This window comes from Ectothiorhodospira marina (assembly GCF_900109495.1).
Lineage (GTDB): Bacteria > Pseudomonadota > Gammaproteobacteria > Ectothiorhodospirales > Ectothiorhodospiraceae > Ectothiorhodospira > Ectothiorhodospira marina.
Map to the genome: position 1 here is coordinate 1 of NZ_FOAA01000021.1, position 25,920 is coordinate 25,920.

Consider the following 25,920-nt stretch of genomic DNA (forward strand, 5'->3'; position numbering starts at 1 on the left):
CTGCTGCCCTATCACTGGGAACCGCGCACCCAGGCCTGCGGGGAGAATGCCAGCGGGGAGTGAGGGGGTCTATATGGGTCCTACCGGACGCGTACAGGCATTCTGACCCGCCCCTTATCCACCCCCCAGGCCATCACAACCCACGGATAGACCGCCGGGCCCGAGGCACACCCTTTCGCGGCCAAGGGCCGCTCCCACACCAGCCCCCCTTGCGGGAACTTGTGTCACGGCCTTAGAGTCATCCATGGATGTGCACCGGGCACTCACCCGGAAGGGGTTTATTCATGTCATCGATCCGACTGGCCGGCCTGCTCATTCCGGCCCTGCTCCTGCTGCCGGGAATGGCAGCGGCCCTCACCTCCCAGAGCGCCGCCGAGCGCGATGCTTTCGAGCGCGCCGAATCGGCCCTGAACCGCGGAGACCGCCAGGCCTTCCAAACGGGCGTCAAGGCCCTTCAGGGGTATCCGCTACTGCCCTACCTGCTGCATGCCGACCTCAACGACCGATTCCCTCAAATCTCCTCGGGCGAGGTAGAACAATTCCTGGATCGCTGGGGCGATACGCCGCCGGGGCGCCGCCTGCAGGTCCGGTGGCTCACCCAACTCGCCCGGGATGAAGACTGGGGCACCTACCGACAACACTACCAGGAGGGGCTGGGTACCACGCTCACCTGTCATCACCACACGGCCCTGCTCAAGACGGGCCAGCGCGAACGGGCCCTGGAGGGTGTGGAAGCGCTCTGGCTGGTGGGGCGATCTCAACCCGATGCCTGCGACCCCGTCTTCGATGCCTGGCGTGACGCCGGCCGCCTGACCCCCCGACTCGCCTGGGATCGCTTCAGCCTCGCCATGCAGGCCGGCCAGACCGGCTTGGCCCGCTACCTGCGCCGCTACATGCCGGAAGAAGACCGCACCTGGGCCGATCGCTGGATCTCCCTGCATGCAGACCCCCAGGGCATCAAGGATATCCACTGGCGAGCCGACGCCCATCCCCACGCCAGCGAACTCCTCACCCACACCTTCAACCGACTGACCCGCGATGATCCACGCAAGGCCCTGGAGATATGGGAAAGCGCGGAGTCCGACTGGGGACTGAGCCGCCAGGACGCCCTGGACACCCAGCGCTTCATCGCCCTGCGACTGGCGGTGCGCGAGCGCGAGGCGGCTCTGCCCCATCTGGCATCGCTTTCACATGCTGTGTTCGATGATACCCTTCGACAATGGCAGGCCCGCGCCGCCCTGGCAGGCCAGGACTGGGAGACCGTGGCCCGCGCCATCACCCACCTGTCGGCTGACAGCCGTAGCGAGGATGTCTGGCGCTACTGGCATGCCCGTGCCCTGGAGCAGTTGGGCGACGACAAGAGCGCCCGCACCCTGTACGCGCGAGTTGCCGAAAGCCGCAACTTCTACGGCTTTCTCGCCGCCGACCGCATCAATGCGCCCTATCGCATCGGCCATCGCCCGCTGGAGGTGGAGCCCGGCCGCCTGGAAGACATCGCCCAACACGACACCCTGCGACGCGCCATGGAACTGCGTGCCCTGGGGCGCCACATCGACGCCCGTCGGGAGTGGTTCTACCTGCAAAACCAACTGGAGGGCGATGACCTGGCGGCAGCCGCCCTCCTGGCCCGCGGCGCGGGCTGGCACGATCGGGCCATCTTTGCGGCGGCCCGAGCCCAACGCTATGACGACATCGACCTGCGTTTCCCCCTGGTGCACGCCGGGCTGATCACTGAAAAGGCCTCGGAGCAGGGCATCAACCCCGCCTGGGCCATGGCCGTGGCCCGTCAGGAAAGCGCCTTCATGGAGGATGCCCGCTCCCACGCTGGGGCCCTGGGGCTGATGCAGATCATGCCCGCTACCGGACGCTCCATGGCCCCCAACGTGGGCCTGAGCATCAACCACAACCTGCAACTGCTGGATCCACGGGTCAACGTGAGCATCGGCACCTATTACCTCAAGCGCAATCTGGAGGGGTTTGGTGGGCATCCGATGCTCTCCACCGCCGCCTACAACGCCGGCGCCGGCCGGGTGCGCAGCTGGCTGCCCGATCACACGCTGCCCGCCGATGTATGGGCTGAACTGATCCCCTTCCACGAGACCCGCGACTATGTGCGCCGTGTGCTCGCCTATCAGGTGATCTACGAGGTGCGCATGGGCCTGACCCCCACCACCCTGAGCAGCCTGCTACCGCCGGTGACACCCCGCGCGCGATTGAGTCAGTCCCAGATCCTGCATCAAACCCGCTGGTCCGGCGATGACCACCTGAGCCAGCCGCTGACAGAGATCTGCGATGCACCGGGATATACGGAGACTCCTTGCCTATAAAGGGCTCAGGCCCTCACCCCAACCCCTCTCCCGCCAGCGGGAGAGGGGCTCACCCCCCTTCTCCCCCGAACGCAGAGGGCCCCGTCTCCCTTCTCCCCCGAGCGCAGAGGGCCCCGTCTCCCTTCTCCCCCGAGCGCAGAGGGCCCCGTCTCCCTTCTCCCCCAAACGCAGAGGGACCCGTCTCCCTTCTCCCCCGAACGCAGAGGGCCCCGTCTCCCTTCTCCCCCGAACGCAGAGGGACCCGTCTCCCTTCTCCCCTGGGGGAGAAGGGCTGGGGATGAGGGGGAAGCGGCGGGCACTCCACCCCCTTTACATCCCCCAGCAGAGCGTTCCATCCTGACCTTCCACCCACACCCCCAAGCCACCATGACCCTCTGGCAAAACCTCTCCCACCAGATCACCCAAGCCAGTGGCAAGGCCTTCACCCTCAAGAACTACCGGGGGGCCGGGGGTGGCTGCATCAATGAGGCGGCGGTGCTGGAAGGCAAGGAGGGTCGCAGCTTCTTCGTCAAGCTCAACCGCCCGGAACTGGAAGACATGTTCGCCGCCGAGGCCGAAGGCCTGCAGGCACTGGGCGAGCCAGGGGAGATCCGCGTGCCCACACCCTTGTGTCATGGCATCACCGATGGGCGCAGTTACCTCATCATGGAACACATCCCCCTGGGCGGTCCGCGCCACTCCCGCGTCTTCGGGGAACAGCTGGCCCGGCTGCACCAGCACACCCAGCCCCGCCATGGCTGGCACCGGGACAACACCATCGGCAGCACGCCGCAGATCAATACCTGGAGCAACGACTGGGTTCATTTCTGGCGCGAGCATCGCCTGGGCTACCAAGTGGAGCGTGCGCGAAGCCAGGGCGCCGGGCAAACCCTGGTGGAGGCCGTGGAAGAGTTGATGGAATCCCTGCCCGCCTTCTTCCAGGACTACCAGCCCCAGGCCTCGGTCCTGCACGGCGACCTGTGGGGCGGCAATCACGACTCAGACGCGCAAGGCAACCCGGTGATCTTCGACCCGGCGGTGTACTACGGCGACCGGGAGACGGACGTGGCCATGACCGAGCTGTTCGGCGGCTGCGACCGGGACTTTTACGCGGCTTACGATGCGACGTGGCCCCGGGACCCGGGGTATGGGGTGCGCAAGGACCTGTACAACCTGTACCACCTGCTGAACCACTTCAATCTGTTTGGTGGGGGCTATGCGGGTCAGTCGGAGCGGTTGGCACGGCGGCTACTGGCGGAGGTTCGGGGGTAAGAACAAGCACCCCCCTGACCTCCCCCGCCCGAGTCTCCCGCAGCACCTCCCACCCCGCCGGCAATCCCGGCGCCGACGCATCCGACTCATATTCCAGATACACCCGCGCACCCGGTCGCAATAGCCCAGGGCGCTCCAGAGCCTCGATGGACTCCACCAGCAGCCCCGTGCGATAGGGCGGATCCAGAAACACCAGATCAAACCCCTCATCGCACTGCCTGAGATACCCCAGCCCATCCCGGGCCTGCACCTCGATCTGCTGAGCGCCCAAGGCCGCCACCTGCTCACGCAGATGCCCCGCCAACCGGGCATCACGCTCCACCATCACCACCCGCGCGGCCCCGCGCGAGGCCGCTTCAAACCCCAGGGCCCCGGAGCCGGCGAACAGATCCAGGCATCGGGCCCCAGGCATGATCGGTTGCAGCCAGTTGAACAGGGTCTCGCGCACCCGATCCGGCGTGGGCCTCAGGCCCGGCGCATGGGGCACCGGCAAGCGACGGCTGCGCCAGGCCCCGCCGATGATCCGCAGCCGCCCGGGGGCGCCCCGGCGCGGCGCGCCCCTCAACCCTCGCCTCCGACGATCACCGTCACCATCCGATCAGGGTCCACGCGGCGCGCAAAGGCCTCGTTCACCTGCTCCGGGGTCAGGGCCTCCACCTTGTCCGTGAAGGTGTCCAGAAAATCCAGGGGCAGATCATAAAAGCCCATCATGGCCACGTGATCCAGGATCCCGGAATTGCTGGCCGTGCGCAGCGGGAAGCCTCCCACGATATTGCGCACGCTGGCGTTCAACTCATCATTGTCCAGCCCCTCGGCCACGAAGTCCTCCAGGGTGGCGCGCATCACGCCGATGGCCTCGTCCGCCTGGCTCACCTGGGTCTGCACCCCCATGATGAAGGGTCCGTCCTGGGACATGGGCGAGAAATAGCTGAACACGCTATAGGCCAGCCCCCGCTGGGTGCGCACCTCATCCATCAGACGGGAGGTGAACCCGCTACCGCCCAGGCGGTGGTTGCCCACATACAGGGGGAAGTAATCCTCATCCCCCCGGGCCATCCCGGGCTGCCCCATGAACACATGTACCTGTTCGGAAGGGAAGGACACCCGCACCGTCTCGGCGGACTCCAGGGCCGCCACCTCCGGCAGGGCCGGTGCCGGCTCCCCCTCAGGCAGGGCCGCGGCCACCCGCTCGGCCACCGCCTCGGCCTGCTCCCGATCCAGGCCACCGACCAGGGCCAGCACACCGTTTCGGGCCACATAATAGCGTTCGTGGAAGGCCTTCAGATCGTCGGTGGTGACGGATTCCAGGCCCTCCCGCGTGCCAATGGGCATGCGCGCATAGGGATGATCGCCGTACACCGCTTCATAGAAGGTGCGCCGGGCGATCGCCCCCGGGTTCTGCTCCTGGGCCTGCAGGGCCACCCGGGCCTGGCGCCGTGCCCGGTCCAGCGCGCGCTGCTCGAAATGAGGCTGGCTCACCGTGGTCACAAAGGTCTCCACCGCCGTCTCCATCCAGTCCGCCTCGGTGAGGGTGCGCAGGGAGGCCATGGCCATGTCCCGCTGCGAGTCGCTGCTGAACTGGGCCCCCACGCCCTCAAAGCGCTCGGCGATGGCATCCGCATCCCAGTCGCCAGCCCCATCGGAGAGCAGGGTATTGGTCAGCCGCGCCAATCCGGGCTGATCGCCGTCCCGGGCACTGCCGCCATTGAAGACCAGTCGCATGTCCACCATGGGCAGGGCGGGGGCCGGCACGAAATACACCTTGAGCCCGTTATCGGTCTCCCAGTGCTGGATGTCATCCTCCCCCGCCCCGGCGCCTGCCGGCAGCCCAAACACCAGCACCAGAGCCAACACCATCCCCTTCCACCTGTGGGAGCGGCCCTCGGCCGCGAAGATCGAAGCCCCCTCACCCTCCAGTGCCCCCCTCTTCGCGGCGAAAGCGCCGCTCCCACACTCAACCCCATCCACTTCAACCTCCCAAGCCAATGCCCCCCTCCCGTGGGAGCGGCCCTTGGCCGCGAAAATCGAAGCCACAGTCGGTTTGCCCTTCACCATCCACAATCCAGTCATCATCAACCCCCTCACCGCAGGTGCCCTTCAAAGTTGCTCGGCGGATCATCCGGATCGATGGGCTGTGGGTCCAGCCAGGCCACCGTACGTTGATCCGGATCGAAATAGCGTCGTGCCACCTCCTGCACCTGCTCAGCCGTGACCGCGCGCACCCGCTCAGCGAAGCGCTCGCCCTCTTCCCAGGACAACCCCACGCTTTCGAGCATGCCCAGTTGCATGGCCTGCCCCTGGATGGAATCCCGGCGATACACATCCCGCGCCACCACCTGGGCCTTCACCCGCTCCAGTTCCGACGCACTGACGGGTTCGTCCTTGAGCCGTTCCAGGGCCTCAATCAGGGCCTGCTCCACCTCGTCCCGATCCGCATCGGAAGAGGGCGTGGCGCTTACCATGAACAGGTTGTCCAGACGCGAAAACGGCGTGTAACTCACCCTGGCGGAGGCCACCAACTCCCGCTCCCGTTCCAGTTCCCGGGGGATGCGGGCACTTTCGCCGCCGTCGAGCACGCCGGAAGCCACCAGTAGGGCATAAGGCTCCCAGGATGCCTCGGCGGTGAGCAGCACCGGCACCTTGTAGCCCATGAGCAGCTGCGGCACCCGTGCCGGTGCCTTGACGGTGATGCGCCGCTCACCCAGCTGGCGGGCCTCGGTGCGGGATTTCACCTGGGGCAACGCCTGGGCGGGGATATCGCCGAAATGGGCCTTGGCCATCTCATGCACGTGATCCGGGTCCACGTCCCCCACCACCACCAGGAGGGCATTGTTGGGGGCATACCAGCGCTCGTACCAGTCGCGCATATCCGCCACGGTGTATTCGTCGATATCCACCATCCAGCCGATCACCGGCATGCCATAGGGGCTGTTGAGCCAGGCGGTGGCATTGAAATGCTCCCGGGTGAGGGCATTGGGGTTGTCCTCGGTACGCAGGCGGCGCTCCTCGCGCACCACCCGCATCTCCTGGACGAACGCATCCTCGGGGAGGGTCAGGTTCTGCATGCGGTCCGCCTCCAGTTCCAGGGCCCGGTCCAGATGCCGGGCGGCCAGTTGCTGGAAGTAGGCCGTGTAATCGCGGCTGGTAAAGGCATTCTCCCGGCCCCCCAACTCGGCGATGATGCGTGAGAACTCTCCCGCCGGATGGGCCTCCGTGCCCTTGAACATCATGTGCTCCAGGGCATGGGAGACCCCGGTGATGCCCCCATGCTCATGGCTTGCACCCACCCGATACCACACCATGGACGACACCACGGGCGCCCGGGTGTCGGGGCGCACCAGCACCTTCATGCCGTTGTCCAGTTCATATTCAAAGACGTCGCTCCCCGACCCGGCCAGCGCAGGGCCGGTGCCGAACAGGAGCAATGCAAGGCAAAGCAGCAGGGCTTTCTGTTTCATTTCGGCGGACGTTCCTCAGTGGTAGGATGTGGCAACTTGATCACCGTAGACCTTCTCAACCCATGTTCGGTTTCAGAAAGAAGAAAAAGCCCGAGGAGCCCACCCAGGCCCCCAAGCCTTCCGAGGCCCCCAAGACCTCGGAAGACAACGCGACCTTCGAGGCTCTGGAGATCATTGAGGCCCCCGAGGGTATCAGGTCTCCCAGGCGGGACAAGGCCGGCCCTGCGCCCAAGGATGCGCCCAGGGACGCCCCCAAGGTCCAACCACCCCAGCCCCCGAAGGCACCCGAGCCCAAGCCCGCGGAAGCCAAGGCCCCGGCCCCCCCGGCGGCCGACAAACCGTGGGAGCAGCCCTCGGCCGCGAAGCCAGAACCCGACAAGGCACCCGAGCCCAAGCCCGCGGAAGCCAAGGCCCCGGCCCCCCCGGCGGCCGACAAACCGTGGGAGCAGCCCTCGGCCGCGAAGCCAGAACCCGACAAGACCCCTGCCGACCAGGAAGCCCCCCCCGCCAGCAAGGCCGGCCTCTTCTCCCGCCTGCGCAAGGGCCTGTCCAAGACCTCCTCCACCCTCACCGATGGCATGGCCGGTCTGGTCATGGGCAAGAAGGCCATCGACGATGAACTGCTGGAAGAGCTGGAAACCCGCCTGCTGATGGCCGATGTGGGCATCGAGGCCACCGAGGAGATCCTGGACAACCTGACCTCCCGTGTCGCCCGCAAGGAGCTCAAGGACGCCGAGGCCCTGGTCAAGGCCCTGGAAGCCGCCATGGTAGATGTGCTCCAACCCGTGCAGGAACCCCTGCAGATCGACCGTGATCACAAGCCCTACGTCATCCTGGTGCTGGGCATCAACGGCTCGGGCAAGACCACCACCATCGGCAAGCTCACCCACCGCCTGCGGTCCCAGGGCCTGTCGGTGATGCTGGCCGCGGGCGACACCTTCCGCGCCGCCGCCGTGGAGCAGCTACAGACCTGGGGTGAACGCAACCAGGCCCCGGTGATCTCCCAGGGCAAGGGCGCCGACTCCGCCTCGGTGATCTACGATGGCCTGCAGGCCGCCAAGGCCCGCGGCATGGACGTGCTCATCGCCGACACCGCCGGCCGTCTGCACACCCAGAGCAATCTCATGGACGAACTCAAGAAGGTCAAACGGGTGATACAGCGCCTGGAGCCGGAAGCCCCTCACGAAATCCTCCTGGTGGTGGATGGCGGCACCGGCCAGAACGCCCTCAACCAGGCCCAGGACTTCGACCTGGCCATGGGCGTGACCGGCATTGCCGTCACCAAGCTGGACGGCACCGCCAAGGGCGGCATCCTGTTTGCCATGGCCCAGAAGGTGGGCATCCCGGTGCGCTTCATCGGCGTGGGGGAGAGCATCGAGGACCTGCGCGAGTTCGACGCCAAGGACTTTGCCCGGGCACTGCTGTCGGATGGCGCTCAAAAGGAGTGACGGCGCCCCTCGCGCCATCCCCAATCCATGATCCACCTGAAAAACGTCACCAAGCGCTATCCCACCGGCCATGAGGCCCTGTCCCGCATCAATCTCAAGCTGGACAAGGGCGCCATGGCCTTTCTCACTGGCCACTCCGGCGCCGGCAAGAGCACCCTGCTCAAGCTGATCGCCCTGATCGAGCGGCCCACCCGCGGCCGACTGATCGTCAACGATCAGGACCTGGCGGGGATGGCCCCCCGGCAAGTCCCTTACTTTCGCCGCCAGATCGGCATCATCTTCCAGGATCACCACCTGCTGCACGATCGCAGCGTCTTCGACAATGTGGCCCTGCCCCTGGTCATCCAGGGCTACCGACAACACGAGATCGCCCGTCGCGCCCGGGCCGCCCTGGACCGGGTGGGCCTGCTGCACAAGGAAGGCGCCGCCCCCATCACCCTCTCCAGTGGAGAGCAACAGCGGGTGGGCATCGCCCGGGCCGTGGTGCACAAACCGGCCATCCTGCTGGCCGACGAACCCACCGGCAATCTGGACCCGGAACTGTCCCGGGAGATCATGGAGCTGTTCATCCGCTTCAATCAGGTAGGCACCACCGTGATGATCGCCAGCCACGATCTGGAACTCATCTCCAGTCTGGGCAAGCCCATGGTGCGGCTGCACGAGGGGCATCTGCAGCGCGAACGTGCGCCGGAGTCCGCATGAGATCGCGCCGTCGCCTCAGCCAGCCCACCATGCACGCCCGCTTCCAGGCCTATGGCGTCAATCATCTGCGGGCCCTGGTGCTGAGTCTGGGCAAGCTTTATCGGGCACCGTTTTCCAGCGTACTCACCCTGCTGGTGATTGCCATCGCACTCACCCTGCCCAGCCTCCTCTATCTCATCCTGGGTAACCTGCAACAGGTCACGCCCCAGTGGGACCGCACGGCGCAGATCTCCGTCTTTCTGGAAGCCTCCGTGACGGATGACCAGGTTCCTGCCCTGGCCGGCCGCCTGGCGCAACGATCCGACGTGGCCGCAGCCGAAGGGATCACCCGCGAGCAGGCCCTGGAGGAATTCCGCACCCATTCCGGGTTTGGCGACGCCGTGGACGCCCTGGGGGAAAACCCGTTACCGGCCGTCATCCTGGTCACTCCGGCCCTGAACACCCAGTCGCCAAACGACCTGGAAGCCCTGGTGGCCTCCCTCAACCAACTCCCCGAGGTGGAAAGTGCCGACATGGACATGCAATGGGTGCAACGCCTGTACGCCATCATGGACACCCTGGAGCGCACCACCGAGATTCTGGCGCTGCTGTTGGGTCTCGGGGTCATTCTGGTGGTGGGTAATACCATTCGCCTGGATATCCAGAACCGGCGCGAGGAGATCGAGGTGGCTAAACTGGTGGGCGCCACCGATGCCTTCATTCGCCGTCCGTTCCTGTACGGCGGCTTCTGGCTGGGCCTGGGCGGCGCCCTCACCGCCCTGCTCATTGTGACCCTCACCCGCATCCTCCTGGCCCACCCGGTCCAGGACCTGGCCGCCCTCTACGGCGGCCAGTTCGGCATCCAGGGCCTCACCGCCACCGACAGCCTCACCCTCCTGGCCACCGGCGCCACCCTCGGTCTGGCCGGCTCCTGGGTCACCGTAGGCCGCCACCTGCGGGACATCGAGCCATCCTAGAGCGAAAAGGGCGGGAAAAGGGGACGGACACCTTTTCCGCGCGCCAGCGGCGCGCTCAGAAAAGGTGTCCGTCCCCTTTTCGCTCTTTTTGCTCCGAGGGTTGAATATTAGAAAATAATAATTCGATAATGAACGCTTGGGCGCACAGAGGGAGGCGACCCAGCCCCTGCCTGGTGCCGCCCGCATCGGGAGGCCGCTGGATCAGCACCTGATCCAGCGGCACAACTCAAGTGAATGCATTTTGGGAGTGATCTGATGAAACAAACCCTGTTTCAGGAAAAGTACCCGGTTTTCTACTTTGAAGTGAACAAGTCCGAGACCACGTTTCAGTCGGTCCCGGAGATCCTGGCCTATTTCAAGGAAAAGGTGGACGCACACCCGGTAGCCCAATACATCGGGGAATTCGACCACTACAGTCACACCAAGCAATTCGAGGACGGGGAGATTGCCCCCGAGATACTGGACGCCCAGCACATCCTGTTCTGCTTTGGCGTCAAGCTCCCCACCCCCCGCGCCATGGCCGTTCGCCCCCGATCCATCGGCGTATGTGAGATGGCGGATCGTTTCGTCATCGATTTCCTTGAGGCCCCCATGCCATTGGCCAACAACGCCATGGAGGAATGGACCAAGGCAGTCTGCAACAAATAATCCCAAAAACGCAAAAACGGGGACAGATTTATTTTTTGCACTGCAACAACTCACCATTGACCTGGTCGGCCTGCCCATTTTTGCCCAGGAACTCCACACCCCCTTAGCACTCCAACGGCTAGACTGCTAAAATCACGGTATTCCGGTAGGAATGGGGAGGACGCCAACAATGAACACCGCGCTAGTCGCCACGAAAGACAACCTGGCCGTACCGGTCGGCAACCTGGAGAGCTACGTCCAGGCGGTCAACCAATTGCCCGTGCTGGAGGCCGAAGATGAAAAGGCCCTGGCCCGTCGCCTGCGCGACCACCAGGACCTGGAGGCCGCCCGCACACTGGTCATGCACAACCTGAGGTTTGTGGTGCATATCGCCCGCGGGTATTCCGGCTACGGGCTGGGCCTGGGGGACCTCATCCAGGAGGGCAATATCGGCCTGATGAAGGCGGTCAAGCGCTTTGATCCGGAGATGAACGTCCGGCTGATCTCCTTCGCTGTCCACTGGATCCGGGCCGAGATCCACGAATTCGTGCTGCGCAACTGGCGTATCGTCAAGGTGGCCACCACCAAGGCTCAGCGCAAGCTGTTCTTCAACCTGCGCAGCGCCAAGCAGCGCCTGGGCTGGTTCAATCAGGATGAAGTGGAGACCGTGGCCCGGGACCTGGGCGTCACCCCGCGCGAAGTCATGGAGATGGAATCGCGCATGGCCGGTCAGGACATGAGTTTCGACCCGGAACCCCAGGATGACGACACCCACTACCTGCCCCCCTCCGCGTCCCTGACCGACCACAACGACGACCCGGCCCAGGCCCTGGAACGCAGCGACTGGGACAGCTACCATCACGCCCGCCTGCAACAGGCGCTTGAGACCCTGGACGATCGCAGCCGCCAGATCCTTGCCCGCCGCTGGCTGGCCGAGGACAAGGCCACACTGCACGAACTGGCCGCCGAATACAGCGTCTCCGCCGAGCGCATCCGGCAACTGGAAAACAACGCCATCGGCAAGCTACGCAAGGCAATGACGGCGTAAAGGAAGCAAAAAGCAAAAAGGGGACAGACACCTTTTCCGCGCGCCAGCGGCGCGCTCGGAAAAGGTGTCTGTCCCCTTTTTGCGCCCTACCCCAGCAGGATCACCGAGAAAAAGCTCAGCCAGGCCAGGATGACCAGCGCCACTACAAAGGTCATGGCGCCGTTGTCGAAACTGAACATGGGGTGCCTGAGCACTGGCAGGCGGCGGGCTGCGGCGGCCCATTCCGATAATTTGCTGATCATCGCTTATCCTCCTCCCGGGGCTCCCGGGATACGGGATCCCGACGTGGGATCCGGGGGTCATCGTCGTCCATGAGGATCCGATGAGCCGGACCCTCCATATCGTCATATTGCCCGGCACGCACCGTCCACAGAAACGCCGCCAGGATCACTGCCATGAAGATGATCCCCAGAGGGATCAGCAGATACAGGATGTTCATGTGCCGTCACTCCCGCCCGTCAGACGCTGGTCACGCAACCTCAGGGCATTGACCACCACCAGCAGCGAACTCAGGGACATCCCCAGCGCCGCGATCCAGGGTGTAATCAGGCCCAGGGCCGCCACGGGTAATGCGATGGAATTGTAGCCAATGGCCCAACCGATGTTCTGACGGATCACTCGCGCTGTTTCCCGGGCCTTGTCCAGACCCGCCGGCAGTACCGCCAGTTGATCCCGGTAGAGGATCATGTCGGCGCTGGCCTGAGCCAATTGTGTGCCTCCGGCCATGGCCAGGGATACCGTGGCCCGGGAGAGTATCGGGGCATCGTTCACCCCATCGCCCACCATGGCCACCCGGGCGCCTTGCGCCTCCAGGGCTTCAAGGGCCTCCAGCTTGTCGGCGGGGGTGAGGCCGCCCCGGGCATCATCGATGCCCAGCCCCCGGGCCAGGCGGCTCACGGTGGCCGGGTCATCACCCGAGAAGACATGCAGACTCAGGCCGCGTTCCCTCAGTGCCTGCACCGTCGACAAGGCATCCGATCGAAGGCGGTCCTCCAGGGTGAACAGGGCCAGCGGGCCGGTCTCGTCACCCAGGGCGACGACAGTACCATGTTGAGTATGTTGCCGGGCCACTTCGAGAAGGTGGCTGCCTGCCTCGCCGCCAATCAGTTCGGCCACAAACCGGGGACTGCCGAGGCGCACCCGCTTACCCTTAACGCTCATGCATCGCGGTAGTGAATCCCCCCAATGATTAAAGATACGCTTCAGGCCCCTCTCCCCTGCGGGGAGAGGGGTTGGGGTGAGGGGCGAGGATTGGCACAGTGCCTGCCCCCTCCCCCTCATCCCCAGCCCTTCTCCCCCGAGGGGGAGAAGGGAGTGCCTGTAGCTGAACCTTGGTTCTTTCACGTTAACCCAGCCCTCGACACCCAGGCCCGGGAAGGTCCGGGGCCCGTCATCGTCCGGTGCCTCCCCTTTTGCGGCCGAGGGCCGCTCCCACATGCCATCCCCATCAGCACCGGCCTCCGGGGCCAGAACTCCGCCCCCGTGGGAGCGGCCCCCGGCCGCGAATGTCGAAGCCTCACAAGCCCAGGCATTCACCTCATCCTCCGCCGCCTCCAGCAAAGCCCGGGCCACCGGATGCCCCGAGCCCACCTCCAGCACCGCTGCCATTTTCAGACAGGCGCGGCGATCCATCGCCCCCAACAACACCACCTCCCGAAGACTCGACCGCCCCTCCGTCAGGGTGCCTGTCTTGTCGAACACCATGTCGGTCACGCTGGCCAGCCCCTCCAGGGCCTCACCTCGGGCCGTCAGCAGGCCGCGCCCGGTCAAGGCCCCGGTGGCCGCCGTGATCGCCGCGGGTGTGGCCAGGGCCAGGGCGCAGGGGCAACTCACCACCAGCATGGCCACCATCACCCAGAAGGCCCGGGCCGGATCAATCCACCACCAAGCCAACCCCACCAGCGCCGTGAGCACCAGCACGGCCCCCACGAACCACCCGGTACCCCGTTCCGCCAGCACCGCCAGACGCGGCTTCTGGGTCTGCGCACGGTCCAGCAGACGCTGAATGGCCGAAAGCACCGTATCGGCGCCCACCCGTTCCACCTGCATCACCAGGGGGCTCTCCACATTCATCGTCCCCCCGGTCAAACGATCACCGCGCCCCCGCGCCCGGGGCATACTCTCCCCCGTCAGCAGCGACTCATCCACGCTGGAGCGTCCGGATTCCACCGTACCGTCCGCGGGGACCGCCTCTCCTGGGCGAACACGCACTCGATCCCCTGGAGAGAGTTCGGTCACCGACACTTGCTCCTCACCCGCCTCGGTCAACCGTGTGGCCGCCGCGGGCAACAACCGCCCAAGCGCCTCCGTGGCCTGCCCCGCCCGCTGACGCGCCGACATCTCCAGATACCGCCCGGTGAGCAGGAAGAAGACAAACATGGTCACCGACTCGAAATACACATGCTCATGACTCCCGGTGACGGTGGCCCAGACGCTGGCCAGATAGGTGGAACCGATGGCCAGGGCCACCGGCACATCCATCCCCAGCCGACGCCGACGCACATCCCGCCAGGCCGAGGTAAAGAAACCGGCGCCCGCATACACCACCACCGGCGTGGCGATGAACAGGGCCACCCAGCGCAGGAAGCGCATCATGCCTTCCTGCCCAGGGACATCGTGCCCCAGCCACAGGGCCACGGCGATCATCATCACCTGCATCATGCCCAGCCCGGCCACCGCCAGGCGCCTCAGGGCACGGTCCCGCTCCCGTTTGAACGAGGCCTCCTGACGCCCCGGATCAAAGGGATGGGCCCGATAGCCGATCTCATGGACGGCCTGGAGGATCCGGCTCAGCTGAACCCGGCTGGCATCCCAGCGCACCCGGGCCCGATGCGTGGAATAGTTCACCGAGAAATCCAGCACCCCCGGCAAGGCCTTCACATGGCGCTCACTCAACCACACACACGCAGCACAGGTGATGCCCTCCAGCATCAGCGAGGCCTCGCGCACATCCCCCTCAGCCACATGCACGAAGCCGCGCTGTACCTGCTCGGTATCGTATAGATCCAGACCTGCCAGGGGCGCCAGCGGGTCTGGTGGGCCATCGGGGGTCTCGGTGCGGTGCCGGTAATAGTCCTCCAGACCGGCCTCGACAATGGCTCCCGCCACCGCCAGACAGCCCGGGCAACAAAAGGCCCGCTCCTCCCCCAGTACCTCCCGGCGAAAATCGCTGCCCTCGGGCACTGGCAAACCGCAGTGATAACAAGACTCCCGGGTCACCCTTCCCTCACGGAGGTGACACCACGCTGTTCGTGGAGATCCTCACCACGGTATACCTGCAGCAATAGATCCCAGCGCCCCGGGGCTGGGAAGCGCAACTGCGTCTGGTACAGACCCGGCCCCACCTCACGCATCTCGAACACCTGATCCATGCGCTCATCGGACGGTCGCAGGAACTCACCCACCACCCGCGCCCGGGTGACCGGGTCGCCGTCCCGGTCGGTGACCTGCACCTGAAAGGTATTGGCACGATCCATACGGGGCGCCTCCAGCCATCCCTGATGCACCTGCCAGCCCCGCTGGGCCTGCACCTGGGCCTGCTGCATGTACTCCTGGGCCAGGGCCTGATTCTTGTGAGAGATGTGCACGGCCGTACCCGGGAAGAAGGAGGTCACCTGCTCGGCGCCACTGCGTGGCTCCGGCAGCAGACGCCCCACAAGATGGCTGGGCATGCCCTGATGAGCCACGGTCACCAGGATGCCGTTGACCGTGGCAATGACGATAAAGAACCCGATGATGGCAGCCGGCGCCCAGTGCACCCGCAGTCTGCCCGCCTTCTCCCCCCGCCCCTTCTGGGCCTCGATCTGGTTCATGATGATGCCCAGGCCGTAAGGGGTGATCACGTAGAAGGCCAGATGGATGGCAAACACATCCGCCCCGGGCCAGAAGACCACGGCGATGGGGATGAACACCAGCAGGGTGAACACCAGCACCGTCAGCGACGTTTGGTAAGCCCGCAGACGAGTGAAGCGATAGAGCACAAAGAACAGGACGATGCCGGCGAGGACGCCCAGGCTGAGGGTGAGGACTAAAGGATCCATGATGTTGTTGACCTGCTGAAAGTAGGTATCAATTCAGACACAACGCCCGCCTCCCCCCTCATCCCCGGCCCTTCTCCCCCAAGGGGAGAAGGGAGTTGATAGCCCCTCCTCCCCCTTTGGTCGGGAAGCTGATAGCCCCTCCTCCCCTTTGGTCGGGAAGTTGATAGCCCCTCTCCCGCTGGCGGGAGAGGGGTTGGGGTGAGGGGAAACACGCGCCCCTCACCTCAAAATAAACTGCGACTCCACCCGCACCACCGCCATCCCCTCCGGCTCCACCGGCACCAGCTCGAACATCAGATCCTGCTGCCGCGGCGCCCCCGCGGGCGCATCCTGACGCACCCGCGCCAGCAACGTGGTGCGCTGCTCCGGCATCAGGCTGAGGCGCTCGATGCGCCCCGTATCCAGCTCCGCGCCATCCAGCCCGCTCAGCCTCAGCTCCAGCACCACCGGTTGCTGGGACTTATTGTGCACCTTGATCTCATAGCTGTTCTGAATGGAGCCATCCGAGAGCTGCACGAACAAGGGCTGGCGCACCTGGCTCACCGAGGCATCCAGGGGTGTCTGGTGGGCGATGCCCCACACCAGCAATACAATGATCAACACCAGGGGCGCTGCATACCCCAGGGTCTTGGGCTTGAAGTACCGCGTGCGCCGACCCTCCAGGGCATTCTCCGAAGTGTAGCGCACCAGCCCCCGGGGCCATTTCAGGCCATCCATCACCGTATCGCAGGCATCCACGCACAGAGCACAGTGGATGCACTGGTACTGCAGCCCGTGGCGGATATCGATACCCACCGGGCACACCTGCACGCAATAACCACAATCGATGCAGTCGCCAACGCCCCTGGCCTGACGCGCCTCGCGGGTGCGCAGCCCCCGCATCGGTTTGGCCCGGCCCTGGGTGCCCTCCCCGCGGGCGGCGTCATAAGACACGATCAGGGTATCCCGATCAAACATCACGCTTTGAAAGCGGGCATACGGGCACATGTAGGTGCACACCTGCTCACGCAGCAAACCGGCCAGCAGGTAGGTGGTGAGGGTGAGCAACCCGGTGGTGGCATAGGCGGCAAAGGCCGCCTGACCGGTGAAGAAGGCCACGACCAGGTCCGGTGCATTGGCCCAGTACAAGGTAAAAGTCAGCCCGGTGGCGAAGGCCACTGCCAGCCATAGCGCATGGGTGATCCCCTTGAGCACCAGGGGCCGGCCCCCCCCCTGGCGGTCCAGCCGCATCCGGGCCGCCCGATCCCCTTGCACCCAACGCTCGATGAGCATGAACACATCGGTCCACAGGGTCTGAAAGCAGAAATAGCCACAGAACACCCGTCCGGCAATGCCGGTTACCAGGAACAGCAGCAGGGCCAGGATGATCAGCACCGCCGCCAGCCAGAAAATATCCTGCGGGTGCACCAACAGGTCGAAGAGGTAGAAACGCCGCCCGGGGATGTCGAACAGCACGGCCTGATTGGCAGCATGCTGACGATCCCAGCGCACCCAGGGGAGCAGGAAATACACCCCGTAGGCCAGGGCAAGCACGCCCCATTTAAGGTTGCGGAAGCGCCCCCGGACAGTCCGGGGGTAGACGGGAATCCGGGCCTGGTACTGACTATCGGCCATGTGCGCTACTGGCCACCCCCGAACTGGTGAACATAAGTGGCCAGTACCTTGATCTCGGCATCGGAGAGACGATCACCAAAGGCCGGCATCTCCCGCTGCACACCATCATGTACCAACTGGCTGATCAAGGCGCGACGGGCGGCGTCATCTTCGGCGCCTGCCACGTCGATATTCGACCAGATATCGTTGGTGAGATCCGGGGCCCCTTGCGATCGCAAACCCGTGCCATCAGGTCGATGACAGGTATAACAGCCCCCTTCGCGGCCCTGGAAGATTTCCTCTCCCCGGGCAATCCGTTCAGCATCCCCTTCGTAACCCGCCAGGCTCAGCACATAGGCCGCCACGGCGTCCCGTTGCTGTGCGTCCAGCGCATCCCGAAAATCGGGCATGTAACCCAACCGACCTTGAGTGATGGTTCCGGCGATGGTTTCCACCTCACCGCCCCAGTGCCAGTTATCATCCGCCAGGTTGGGATAGACCCCCATGAGCCCTGCGCCGCCAGTCTGATGGCAGGCAGCGCAGAAGTCACCGAACATCCCCTGGCCATAGGAGTTCACAAAGGCCAGCTTGTCGGTATTGCCGAGCACGTCATCCAGGGTGCTGTCGTCAATCACCCGCAAGAACTCCTGCTGACGCTGTGCGGCATCGCTGTTTTGCATCTCGCGCACCAGCAGGGCACGGCTGTTCCAGTGGGTGCTGCGCTCCTCACCGTCCACTTCGAAGGTCACCCTGCTCAGCCCCTTGGTGAAGGTATCGGCCACCGGCCAGGCGGGATAGAGCAGCCAGTAGATCAGGGAGAAGATCACCGTGGCGTAGAAGCCCCACAGCCACCATCGGGGCAGCGGGTTGTCGTACTCGCACAGATCCCCATCCCAGGTGTGACCTGTGGTCTTCACCTCCTGGCCGGAGGCGTCTTCAGGTCTTTGTCCGGATTCGCTCATGACCGGTCCTTCCTATCTTCGTCGCGCGCTTCGGACTTCTCATCGTCAAACGGTATGTAGCGATAGGACTCGAGACGCTCCGAACGGCTGCGACTGGAAAACAGATAAATGATGATGCCCACGAAGGTGCCGAAAAACAGCAGCAACGCCACGATCTTGCTGTTGCCCAGATCCGTGATCCAAAGCCAGAGCTCCGCCATCTCAACACCCCGTCATCGAAACTCGACGAAGTAACCCTCGTCGTACTCACTGAAATCCACCAGCGTACCCAGCATCTGCAGGTAGGCCACCACCGCATCCATCTCGGTGATGCGCGACGGATCGCCATCAAAATTGCCACGACGCGCCTGGGCTTCCAGATTTTCCCGGGCATCATCGATGTGCAACATGCGCGCTGTCTGTTCACCAAAGCGCTCCACGTTGGCCTGGTACTCCTCCTCGTTGACGGAATACGGCACGCCCACCTGACGCAATGAGCGCATGCGCTGCTCGATATCGTCATAAGCCAGGCCTCGACGGGCCAGCCATGGATACCCCGGCATGATGGACTCGGGCACCACCGACTTGGGCTCGATCAGGTGGCGCACATGCCACTCGTTGGAATATTTGCCGCCCACCCGGGCCAGGTCCGGACCGGTGCGTTTGGACCCCCACTGGAAGGGATGGTCATACATGGACTCGGCCGCCAGGGAATAATGCCCGTAGCGCAGCATCTCGTCCCGAAAGGGGCGCACCATCTGCGAATGGCAGTTGTAACACCCCTCGCGCACATAGATGTCCCGCCCCCGCTGTTCCAGCGGCGTGTAGGGGCGCACCCCATCCACCTCTTCCACCGTATCGTTGATGTAGAACAGGGGAACGATTTCCACCAGCCCGCCGATACTGATCACGACCAGGGTAAGGATGACCAGCAGGCCGGCATTGGTCTCGATGGTTTCATGCTTCATCTTCATGGCTGCTCATGGCTCCCTGATCAGGCCCTGGCCGAGGCTTCGGTGCCGCCGGCCACTTGCGCCTCCGCTGCCTTCTGGGCGCGGTACACGGGCATGACGGTCTTGTAGATGTTAAAGGCCATCAGCAACATCCCGGCCAGGAACAACCCGCCACCCAGGGCCCGCACCACGTAGGGCTGATGCAGGAACACCACCGTCTCGATGAAGGTGTAGGACAGGTTGCCGAACTCATCAAAGGCCCGCAGCATGAGCCCCTGTCCGATCCCCGCCACCCACATGGCCGTGATGTACAGCACGATGCCGATGGTGGCCAGGAAGAAGTGCACATACACCATACGGATGCTGTAGAGCTGGGTGTCCCACAGCCTCGGGATCAGGTGATACAGGGAGCCGAAGGTGATCATGGCCACCCAGCCCAGGGCCCCGGAATGCACGTGGCCCACCGTCCAGTCGGTGTAATGCGACAGCGCATTCACGCTCTTGAGGGACATCATCGGCCCCTCGAAGGTGGCCATGCCGTAGAAGGACAGGGAGGTGATCATGAACAGCATGATCGGGTCGGTGCGCAGCTTGTCCCACGCCCCGGAGAGGGTCATCACACCATTGATCATGCCACCCCAGGAGGGCAGCAGCAGCAGGATGGAGAAGGTGGCCGACAGGGTGGTCACCCAGTCCGGCAGGGCCGTCCAGTGCAGGTGGTGCGCCCCCACCCACATGTACAGAAACACCAGGGCCCAGAAATGCACAATGGACAGCCGGTACGAATAGATGGGCCTTCCCGCCTGCTTGGGCACGAAGTAATACATCATCCCCAGGAACGCGGCGGTCAGGAAGAAGCCCACGGCATTATGGCCGTACCACCACTGGGTCATGGCATCCTGAACCCCGGAGAACAGGGCATAGGATTCCAGACTGAACAGGCTCACCGGCACCGCCAGGTTATTGAAGATGTGCAGGAGGGCCGTGGCCAGGATGAAGGCCATGAAGAACCAGTTGGCCACATAGATATGCGGCTGGGTGCGGCGCAGCAGGGTCATCAGGTAGACCAGGAAATAGGCCACCCACACCACAGTGATGAGGATATCGATCTGCCAGGTGAACTCGGCATACTCCCGGCCCTGGGTAAAGCCCATCATGTAGGTGATCGCGCCCAGGAACACCGCCAGGTTCCACCCCCAGAAAGTGAACTCCGCCAGCCGCGAGCCGAAGAGCCGCGTCTGGCAGGTGCGCTGCACCACATAGTAGGAGGTGGCAAACAGGGCGTTACCACCAAATCCGAAGATCACAAGGGTGGTATGCACCGGCCGGAAGCGACCGAAGCTGATCTGGGCAATATCGAAGTTGAGGAAGGGAAACGCCAACTGTGAGGCGATATACACCCCCACGCCCATGCCCAGCACGCCCCAGACAATGGACATGATGGCAAACTTCTTGACGATGGCGTAGTTGTACTGCTCGGAGGGGGCAACCGGCGCACTCGACCGGCCTGCGTCTGCGGTACTGGACTGGGCCATGATCTGGTCTCTTATGATTCCCTTGGAAAAGGTATAGACCTTTCCGTGGAAAATTGCGACCGATCAAGGCCGCCGCTAAAGCCTGACTCTAATTCAAGGAATTGATTTATGCGAACAAGGGGAATTGATGGGGGCAGAACGTCTGTTAATGGGTAAAAAGGGGACATGTAAAAAGGGGACAGACCCCTTTTTACCTGAGTTCCAGCTCCCTTCTCCCCCCGGGGAGAAGGGCCGGGGATGAGGGGGAAGCGGCGGGCACCCACCTCACCCCGCCTGAATCGGAATCACCCCCTCCGGCAGCCCACTCGGTGCTGGCGCATCCGGCACCCAGGCGTGCCCGAACACCACCTCATAACTGGCCGGCAAAAGCCCCTCCTGCCGATATTCCTCATAAGCCGTCTCCAGCGCCCGCAACCGCCCCGGCGATGTCAACCCCCTGCCCCGCCCGGACAAGGCGTTGGTCGCCCCGATCGCCTTCAGATCCCGCATCAACCCCCGCACATCCGGATACGTCACCGTCATCCTCTCCACATCCATCACCGGATCGGCAAAACCGGCCCGCACCAGGGCATCGCCGATATCGTGCATATCCATGAAGGCATTCACATGGGCACAACCGTCCACCGCCTCCCAGGCGCGGCGCAACTCCACCAGGGTATCCGGCCCCAAGGTGGTGAACATCAACAGCCCCTGGGGCGCCAAAACCCGCCGGAACTCCGCCAGCGCCCGGTCCAGATCATTGCACCACTGCACCGTCAGGCTGGAAAAGATCAGATCAAAGCTGGCCTCGGCAAAGGGCAGCGATTCCACATCGGCACAGACCAACCCCGGCTTGCGCCACCAACCCGCCCCCCTGGCCGTGGCCCGCAGCATGGCAGGCGACAGATCCAGGGCCACCACCCGGCCACCCCGGTACATCCGTCGCAGGCCGCGTGCCCCCTGCCCGGTGCCCGCCCCGGCATCCAGCACGCGTGCCGGATCCAGCTTCACCCACTGCAAACGCTCCAGTAGCCGCGAACACACCTCCCGTTGCAACACCGCCGCCTCATCATACGAGGCCGCCGCCTGGTCAAAGGTGGCACGCACCCGCCGTTTGTCCAGGCGATAGGAGGAAGCATCAGTCATGCAAAAGGCTCCGCAGGGTCTCTTCAAAAGCATCAGGTCGGGACAGGAACGGCGCATGCCCGGCCCGCTCGATCACCGGGGTCTTCATGTCGGGCCGCAAAGCTCGCAGCGACTCACCCACGCCCGGCGGCACCAGGGTGTCATATTCGCCCAGGATGGCATGCACCGGGCAATCCAGGGCCGCCAGTTCATCGCGCAGATCCAGATGACGCAACCACACCAGCCCCTCATGCAGGGCCTGCTCCGCCGGCGGGCTGTCCAGCAACCGGGCGCGCAGTCCACGCAAGGTATCCTGAGCATTATCCAGGCCATGAAACTGCAAGGCCAGAAAGCGGTTCAGCGTGGTGCGATAGTTGGCTGCCAACCCCTGGGCAAAGGCATCCAGCACCGGCACGCGCATGGCATGGGGCCAGTCAGGCCCCTGAACAAAGCGCGGTGTACCGGCCACCAGGATCACCTTTCCCACACGACCGGGGTGCCGCGTCGCGGCGCGAATGGCCACCAGGGCACCCAGGGACCAGCCGACGAGGGTCAGGGCATCGGACTCGGGAGAATCCGCCTGAGGGATGCTCGACGTGTCCACCAGCCGATCGGCCGCATCATCCAGTTCTCCCAGCCCCCCCTCCCCGGCCAGCCGCCCATGCCCGGGCAAATCGACCGCCAGCACCCTCGCCTCATCCCGCAACGCCGGGATCAAGTCGTCCCAAACGCCTGCGTTGAGGCCCCAGCCATGGATCAACATCAATTTCTTTTTCATATCAGCGATCTATGTGTGTAAAAAGGGGACAGACCCCTTTTCAAGCGCGCCGCAGCGCGCGGAAAAGGGGTCTGTCCCCTTTTTACACACCCCCGTTCGCACTATGATCCCCCCACACTCAGATTGCCCACCGGATCCCGGCCGCAAGGATACCGCTTCATCATGATCGTCCAGATTATCCTGATCATCGCCGCCTACCTGATCGGCTCCCTCTCCACTGCCATCATCACCTGCAAGCTCCTGGGCCTGCCCGACCCGCGCACTCAAGGCTCGGGCAACCCCGGCGCCACCAACGTACTGCGCTCCGGCGGCAAAAAGGCGGCCATCATCACCCTCGTGGGCGATCTGCTCAAGGGGTTGTTGCCGGTACTGATTGCTCAAGCATTCGAACTATCGGGCCTTGCACTGGCACTGGTGGCCCTGGCCGCCTTCCTCGGACATCTATTCCCCGCCTACCACGGCTTCAAGGGCGGCAAGGGCGTGGCCACCGGACTGGGTGTCCTGCTGGGTCTGCACTGGGCAGTGGGCGTCGCCGCCCTGGTCACCTGGCTGCTCGCCGCCGGCATCAGCCGCATCTCCTCCATGGGCGCCCTGGTGGCCGCCACCCTGACCCCCATCTGGATCGCCCTCACTCTGGGTGACTTCTGGCTCACCATGACCGGCTGCGTGATGATGATCCTGCTGTACTGGCGTCATTGGGGCAATATTCAGCGGATCCTGGCAGGGACAGAGCCGAAGATTGGTGCTAAAGGACGCTAGAAAGGGGGCGAACCGTTAAAAAGGGGACAGACACCTTTTCTGAGCGCGCCGCTGGCGCGCGGAAAAGGTGTCTGTCCCCTTTTTAACGAACGGCGGCACCATGCCAACCGGAAAAGGGGTCTGTCCCCTTTTTTACAGGAAAAGGGGTCTGTCCCCATTTTTAGCCCAACGCCTCGATCGACCACCTTGCCCGGGCCTCGATCTCCAGCCCGGCCGACTCCCCCGCCGCCAGTCGCAGCGCCCCGGCCAGGGCGATCATGGCACCATTATCGGTGCAGAACTCGATGCGCGGATAGAACACCGCCCCGCCTTCGGCCTCGGCCATCGATGCCAATGCCGTGCGCAGCCGTCGGTTGGCACCCACGCCGCCGGCCACCACCAGACGACCCGCACCCGTCTCCCGCAATGCCCGCCGACACTTGATCATCAGCGTGTCCACCACCGCATCCTCGAAGGCCCGGGACACATCTGCCGCCAGGGCATCATCCGGGGGCGTATCCCGTAGCGTGGTCAAGGCATGCGTCTTCAGCCCCGAAAAACTGAAATCCAGCCCCGGCCGATCCGTCATGGGGCGCGGAAACCGGAACCGCCCCGCATCCCCCTGCTCGGCCAGCCGCGCCAGTGCCGGGCCGCCGGGGTAGCCCAGGCCCAGCAGCTTGGCCGTCTTGTCGAAGGCCTCGCCGGCGGCATCATCCAGGCTCTCCCCCAGGATGCGATACCGACCCACCGCCTGCACATCCACCAGCATGGTATGCCCACCGGACACCAGCAACGCCACAAACGGGAACTCAGGCGCCGGCTCCTCCAGCAACGGCGCCAGCAGATGCCCCTCCATGTGATGCACCCCCACCGCCGGCACGCCCCAGGCCCAGGCCAGACTGCGCCCCACCGAGGCCCCCACCAGCAGCGCCCCCAACAGCCCCGGACCGGCGGTGTAGGCCACCCCGTCCACGTCGGATGCACTCACTCCCGCCTCGTCCATCACCTGACGCAGCAACGGCAGCACCCGCTGCACATGATCCCGCGAGGCCAGCTCCGGCACCACGCCGCCATACTCGGCGTGCATGGCCACCTGGCTGTGCAGCGCGTGGGCCAAAAGGCCCCGACGGGTATGGAACAAGGCCACCCCCGTCTCGTCGCAGGAGGTCTCGATGCCCAGCACGCACAGGTCCCGGGCGGGGGCGGATTCGTCGGATAACATCATTTTATGGTTCAAGGCTTTGGATTTTGACGGGAAGGCCACTATAATGCTGGATTCTCCGCCGGAGGTGGAGAGGCTTTGCCCTGAACCCGATTCTGGAACCGAACAACGGTAATGTGACCCTATGCCTCATGTACGAGTAAAAGAGAACGAACCCTTCGAGGTGGCCCTGCGCCGCTTCAAGCGCACCTGCGAAAAGGCCGGTGTGCTGACGGAAGTCCGTCGCCGCGAGTTTTACGAAAAGCCGACCGAAGTGCGCAAGCGCAAGGCTGCTGCCGCGGTCAAGCGTCAGATGAAGCGTCTATCCAAGGAAATTGGTCGTCGCGAGCGCCTGTACTAAGGCCATCCGCACAGATTCCAACCCCGCCCCCCAGTCACGGGGGCGGGGTTCCATGACCCGGTCAATGCATCCCTCATAGGGCCTTGCCTCTGACCCTATCCCCGGTCGTGCGGTCGCCAACCGGCGGGCAGGTCGAGCACCGGCCCCGGTAACCGACACCCATGACCCAAACCGCCCCCCTCAAGACCCGCCTCAACGAAGACACCAAGGCTGCCATGCGCAGCGGCGACAAGGCCCGCCTGGGCACCCTGCGACTCATGCAGGCCGCCATCAAGCAACTGGAAGTGGACACCCGCAGCGACCTGGACGACACCCAGATTCTGGCCGCGCTGGACAAGATGGTGAAGCAGCGCCGCGAATCCATCAGCCAGTACCAGAACGCCAACCGGGAAGACCTGGCCGCCAAGGAACAGGCCGAACTGGAGATCATCCAGGCCTACCTGCCCCAACAACTCTCCGAAGACGAGATCCGCGACCACATCGAGGCCGCCATCTCCGAGACCGGCGCCGAATCCCCGCGCGACATGGGCAAGGTGATGGGGGTGCTCAAGCCCAAGCTGCAGGGGCGTGCGGACATGGGGGCCGTGAGTGGACTGGTGAAGGCAAGATTGTCCTGAGCAACCTGCCCTCCGCCCCCTCATCCCCAACCCTTCTCCCCAAAGGGGAGAAGGGAGCATACCCCCAACAAAGGGGGCAGCCCCCTTTCATAGCCCCTCTCCCGCCGAGGGAGAGGGGACAAGAATTGGCCACCCACGAAGGCGTGATTACGCCCCTCTCCCGCAGGCGGGAGAGGGGTTGGGGTGAGGGCCGGAAACCACCCCGCTTGACCCAGATCGTCATTCCACCCCGCATCCATATA

General features: G+C 64.6%; 25 protein-coding genes. 10 read left to right on the top strand and 15 right to left on the bottom strand.

Going from position 1 to position 25,920, the window contains the following annotated elements:
• Positions 1-284 precede the first annotated feature (284 nt).
• Together BMY52_RS13945 and BMY52_RS13950 are read left to right on the top strand one after the other, a co-directional pair.
• Positions 285-2,327, top strand: coding sequence for a transglycosylase SLT domain-containing protein (locus BMY52_RS13945; RefSeq protein ID WP_090255454.1), 2,043 nt, complete (start codon positions 285-287; stop codon positions 2,325-2,327).
• A 366-nt stretch (positions 2,328-2,693) separates the two neighbouring features.
• Positions 2,694-3,578 (top strand): fructosamine kinase family protein, encoded by an 885-nt coding sequence (locus tag BMY52_RS13950; RefSeq protein ID WP_090255455.1) that lies wholly within the window; start codon positions 2,694-2,696, stop codon positions 3,576-3,578.
• Here the strand turns inward: BMY52_RS13950 and rsmD are convergent.
• The 3 genes from rsmD to BMY52_RS13965 form a co-directional block, all read right to left on the bottom strand.
• Positions 3,502-4,143 (bottom strand): 16S rRNA (guanine(966)-N(2))-methyltransferase RsmD, encoded by a 642-nt coding sequence (rsmD, locus tag BMY52_RS13955; protein ID WP_245740904.1) that lies wholly within the window; start codon positions 4,141-4,143, stop codon positions 3,502-3,504. The genes BMY52_RS13950 and rsmD overlap by 77 nt on opposite strands.
• On the bottom strand, positions 4,140-5,435 hold the full coding sequence (locus tag BMY52_RS13960) for a M16 family metallopeptidase (RefSeq protein WP_090255457.1): 1,296 nt from the start codon (positions 5,433-5,435) through the stop codon (positions 4,140-4,142). Before BMY52_RS13960 ends, rsmD begins: the two co-directional genes overlap by 4 nt.
• A gap of 224 nt (positions 5,436-5,659) precedes the next feature.
• The gene (locus BMY52_RS13965) at positions 5,660-7,036 is read right to left on the bottom strand and encodes a M16 family metallopeptidase (RefSeq protein WP_090255459.1); all 1,377 of its coding nucleotides are present in this window, start codon (positions 7,034-7,036) and stop codon (positions 5,660-5,662) included.
• 191 nt (positions 7,037-7,227) lie between these two features.
• On the opposite strand from BMY52_RS13965, the gene ftsY reads away from it, so the two are divergent.
• The 5 genes from ftsY to rpoH all read left to right on the top strand — a co-directional run bounded on the left by ftsY (position 7,228) and on the right by rpoH (position 11,817).
• The gene (ftsY, locus tag BMY52_RS13970) at positions 7,228-8,484 is read left to right on the top strand and encodes a signal recognition particle-docking protein FtsY (RefSeq protein ID WP_425429244.1); all 1,257 of its coding nucleotides are present in this window, start codon (positions 7,228-7,230) and stop codon (positions 8,482-8,484) included.
• A 27-nt stretch (positions 8,485-8,511) separates the two neighbouring features.
• The gene (gene ftsE / locus BMY52_RS13975) at positions 8,512-9,186 is read left to right on the top strand and encodes a cell division ATP-binding protein FtsE (protein ID WP_090255462.1); all 675 of its coding nucleotides are present in this window, start codon (positions 8,512-8,514) and stop codon (positions 9,184-9,186) included.
• Positions 9,183-10,142, top strand: coding sequence for a permease-like cell division protein FtsX (gene ftsX, locus BMY52_RS13980; RefSeq protein WP_090255464.1), 960 nt, complete (start codon positions 9,183-9,185; stop codon positions 10,140-10,142). Before ftsE ends, ftsX begins: the two co-directional genes overlap by 4 nt.
• A gap of 255 nt (positions 10,143-10,397) precedes the next feature.
• Positions 10,398-10,790 (top strand): DUF6858 family protein, encoded by a 393-nt coding sequence (locus tag BMY52_RS13985; RefSeq protein ID WP_090255518.1) that lies wholly within the window; start codon positions 10,398-10,400, stop codon positions 10,788-10,790.
• A gap of 169 nt (positions 10,791-10,959) precedes the next feature.
• Entirely contained in the window at positions 10,960-11,817 is an 858-nt protein-coding gene (gene rpoH / locus BMY52_RS13990) for an RNA polymerase sigma factor RpoH (protein WP_090255466.1), read from the top strand.
• Positions 11,818-11,903: 86 nt separating this feature from the next.
• Here the strand turns inward: rpoH and BMY52_RS15465 are convergent, their stop codons facing one another.
• The 11 genes from BMY52_RS15465 to bioH form a co-directional block, all read right to left on the bottom strand.
• Complete coding sequence (locus BMY52_RS15465; RefSeq protein ID WP_177169980.1) at positions 11,904-12,059, bottom strand: hypothetical protein; 156 nt, start codon at positions 12,057-12,059, stop codon at positions 11,904-11,906.
• Positions 12,056-12,256 carry a cbb3-type cytochrome oxidase assembly protein CcoS gene (gene ccoS, locus BMY52_RS13995; RefSeq protein WP_090255467.1) on the bottom strand — a complete coding sequence of 67 codons (201 nt, stop codon included), beginning with the start codon at positions 12,254-12,256 and terminating at the stop codon, positions 12,056-12,058. The genes BMY52_RS15465 and ccoS overlap by 4 nt, the downstream gene beginning before the upstream one ends.
• On the bottom strand, positions 12,253-15,036 hold the full coding sequence (locus BMY52_RS14000; RefSeq protein WP_090255469.1) for a heavy metal translocating P-type ATPase: 2,784 nt from the start codon (positions 15,034-15,036) through the stop codon (positions 12,253-12,255). The genes ccoS and BMY52_RS14000 overlap by 4 nt, the downstream gene beginning before the upstream one ends.
• Positions 15,033-15,857 carry a FixH family protein gene (locus BMY52_RS14005; RefSeq protein ID WP_090255471.1) on the bottom strand — a complete coding sequence of 275 codons (825 nt, stop codon included), beginning with the start codon at positions 15,855-15,857 and terminating at the stop codon, positions 15,033-15,035. Before BMY52_RS14005 ends, BMY52_RS14000 begins: the two co-directional genes overlap by 4 nt.
• 219 nt (positions 15,858-16,076) lie before the next feature.
• Positions 16,077-17,471, bottom strand: a complete 1,395-nt coding sequence (ccoG, locus tag BMY52_RS14010; RefSeq protein WP_090255474.1) for a cytochrome c oxidase accessory protein CcoG — start codon at positions 17,469-17,471, stop codon at positions 16,077-16,079.
• 5 nt (positions 17,472-17,476) lie between these two features.
• Positions 17,477-18,412 (bottom strand): cytochrome-c oxidase, cbb3-type subunit III, encoded by a 936-nt coding sequence (ccoP, locus tag BMY52_RS14015; RefSeq protein ID WP_090255476.1) that lies wholly within the window; start codon positions 18,410-18,412, stop codon positions 17,477-17,479.
• On the bottom strand, positions 18,409-18,612 hold the full coding sequence (locus BMY52_RS14020; protein WP_090255478.1) for a cbb3-type cytochrome oxidase subunit 3: 204 nt from the start codon (positions 18,610-18,612) through the stop codon (positions 18,409-18,411). The genes ccoP and BMY52_RS14020 overlap by 4 nt, the downstream gene beginning before the upstream one ends.
• Before the next feature lie 12 nt (positions 18,613-18,624).
• Positions 18,625-19,359 (bottom strand): cytochrome-c oxidase, cbb3-type subunit II, encoded by a 735-nt coding sequence (gene ccoO / locus BMY52_RS14025; protein WP_090255520.1) that lies wholly within the window; start codon positions 19,357-19,359, stop codon positions 18,625-18,627.
• Between the two features lie 26 nt (positions 19,360-19,385).
• Entirely contained in the window at positions 19,386-20,879 is a 1,494-nt protein-coding gene (ccoN, locus tag BMY52_RS14030; RefSeq protein WP_090255479.1) for a cytochrome-c oxidase, cbb3-type subunit I, read from the bottom strand.
• Between the two features lie 264 nt (positions 20,880-21,143).
• Positions 21,144-22,004 (bottom strand): malonyl-ACP O-methyltransferase BioC, encoded by an 861-nt coding sequence (gene bioC, locus BMY52_RS14035; RefSeq protein WP_090255481.1) that lies wholly within the window; start codon positions 22,002-22,004, stop codon positions 21,144-21,146.
• Positions 21,997-22,761, bottom strand: a complete 765-nt coding sequence (gene bioH / locus BMY52_RS14040; protein ID WP_090255483.1) for a pimeloyl-ACP methyl ester esterase BioH — start codon at positions 22,759-22,761, stop codon at positions 21,997-21,999. The genes bioC and bioH overlap by 8 nt, the downstream gene beginning before the upstream one ends.
• A 162-nt stretch (positions 22,762-22,923) precedes the next feature.
• On the opposite strand from bioH, the gene plsY reads away from it, so the two are divergent.
• On the top strand, positions 22,924-23,520 hold the full coding sequence (gene plsY, locus BMY52_RS14045) for a glycerol-3-phosphate 1-O-acyltransferase PlsY (RefSeq protein ID WP_090255486.1): 597 nt from the start codon (positions 22,924-22,926) through the stop codon (positions 23,518-23,520).
• Between the two features lie 160 nt (positions 23,521-23,680).
• On the opposite strand, the gene tsaD is transcribed toward plsY, so the two are convergent.
• Positions 23,681-24,688: a tRNA (adenosine(37)-N6)-threonylcarbamoyltransferase complex transferase subunit TsaD gene (gene tsaD, locus BMY52_RS14050; protein ID WP_090255522.1), complete on the bottom strand. Its 1,008-nt coding sequence runs from the start codon at positions 24,686-24,688 to the stop codon at positions 23,681-23,683.
• A gap of 157 nt (positions 24,689-24,845) precedes the next feature.
• Here tsaD and rpsU point away from each other — a divergent pair, with 157 nt between their 5' ends.
• Together rpsU and BMY52_RS14060 are read left to right on the top strand one after the other, a co-directional pair.
• A complete protein-coding gene (gene rpsU / locus BMY52_RS14055) occupies positions 24,846-25,061 on the top strand; it encodes a 30S ribosomal protein S21 (protein ID WP_025282869.1) in 216 nt (71 codons plus the stop codon).
• Positions 25,062-25,222: 161 nt separating this feature from the next.
• A complete protein-coding gene (locus BMY52_RS14060) occupies positions 25,223-25,678 on the top strand; it encodes a GatB/YqeY domain-containing protein (protein WP_090255488.1) in 456 nt (151 codons plus the stop codon).
• The last annotated feature ends 242 nt before the right edge of the window (positions 25,679-25,920 follow it).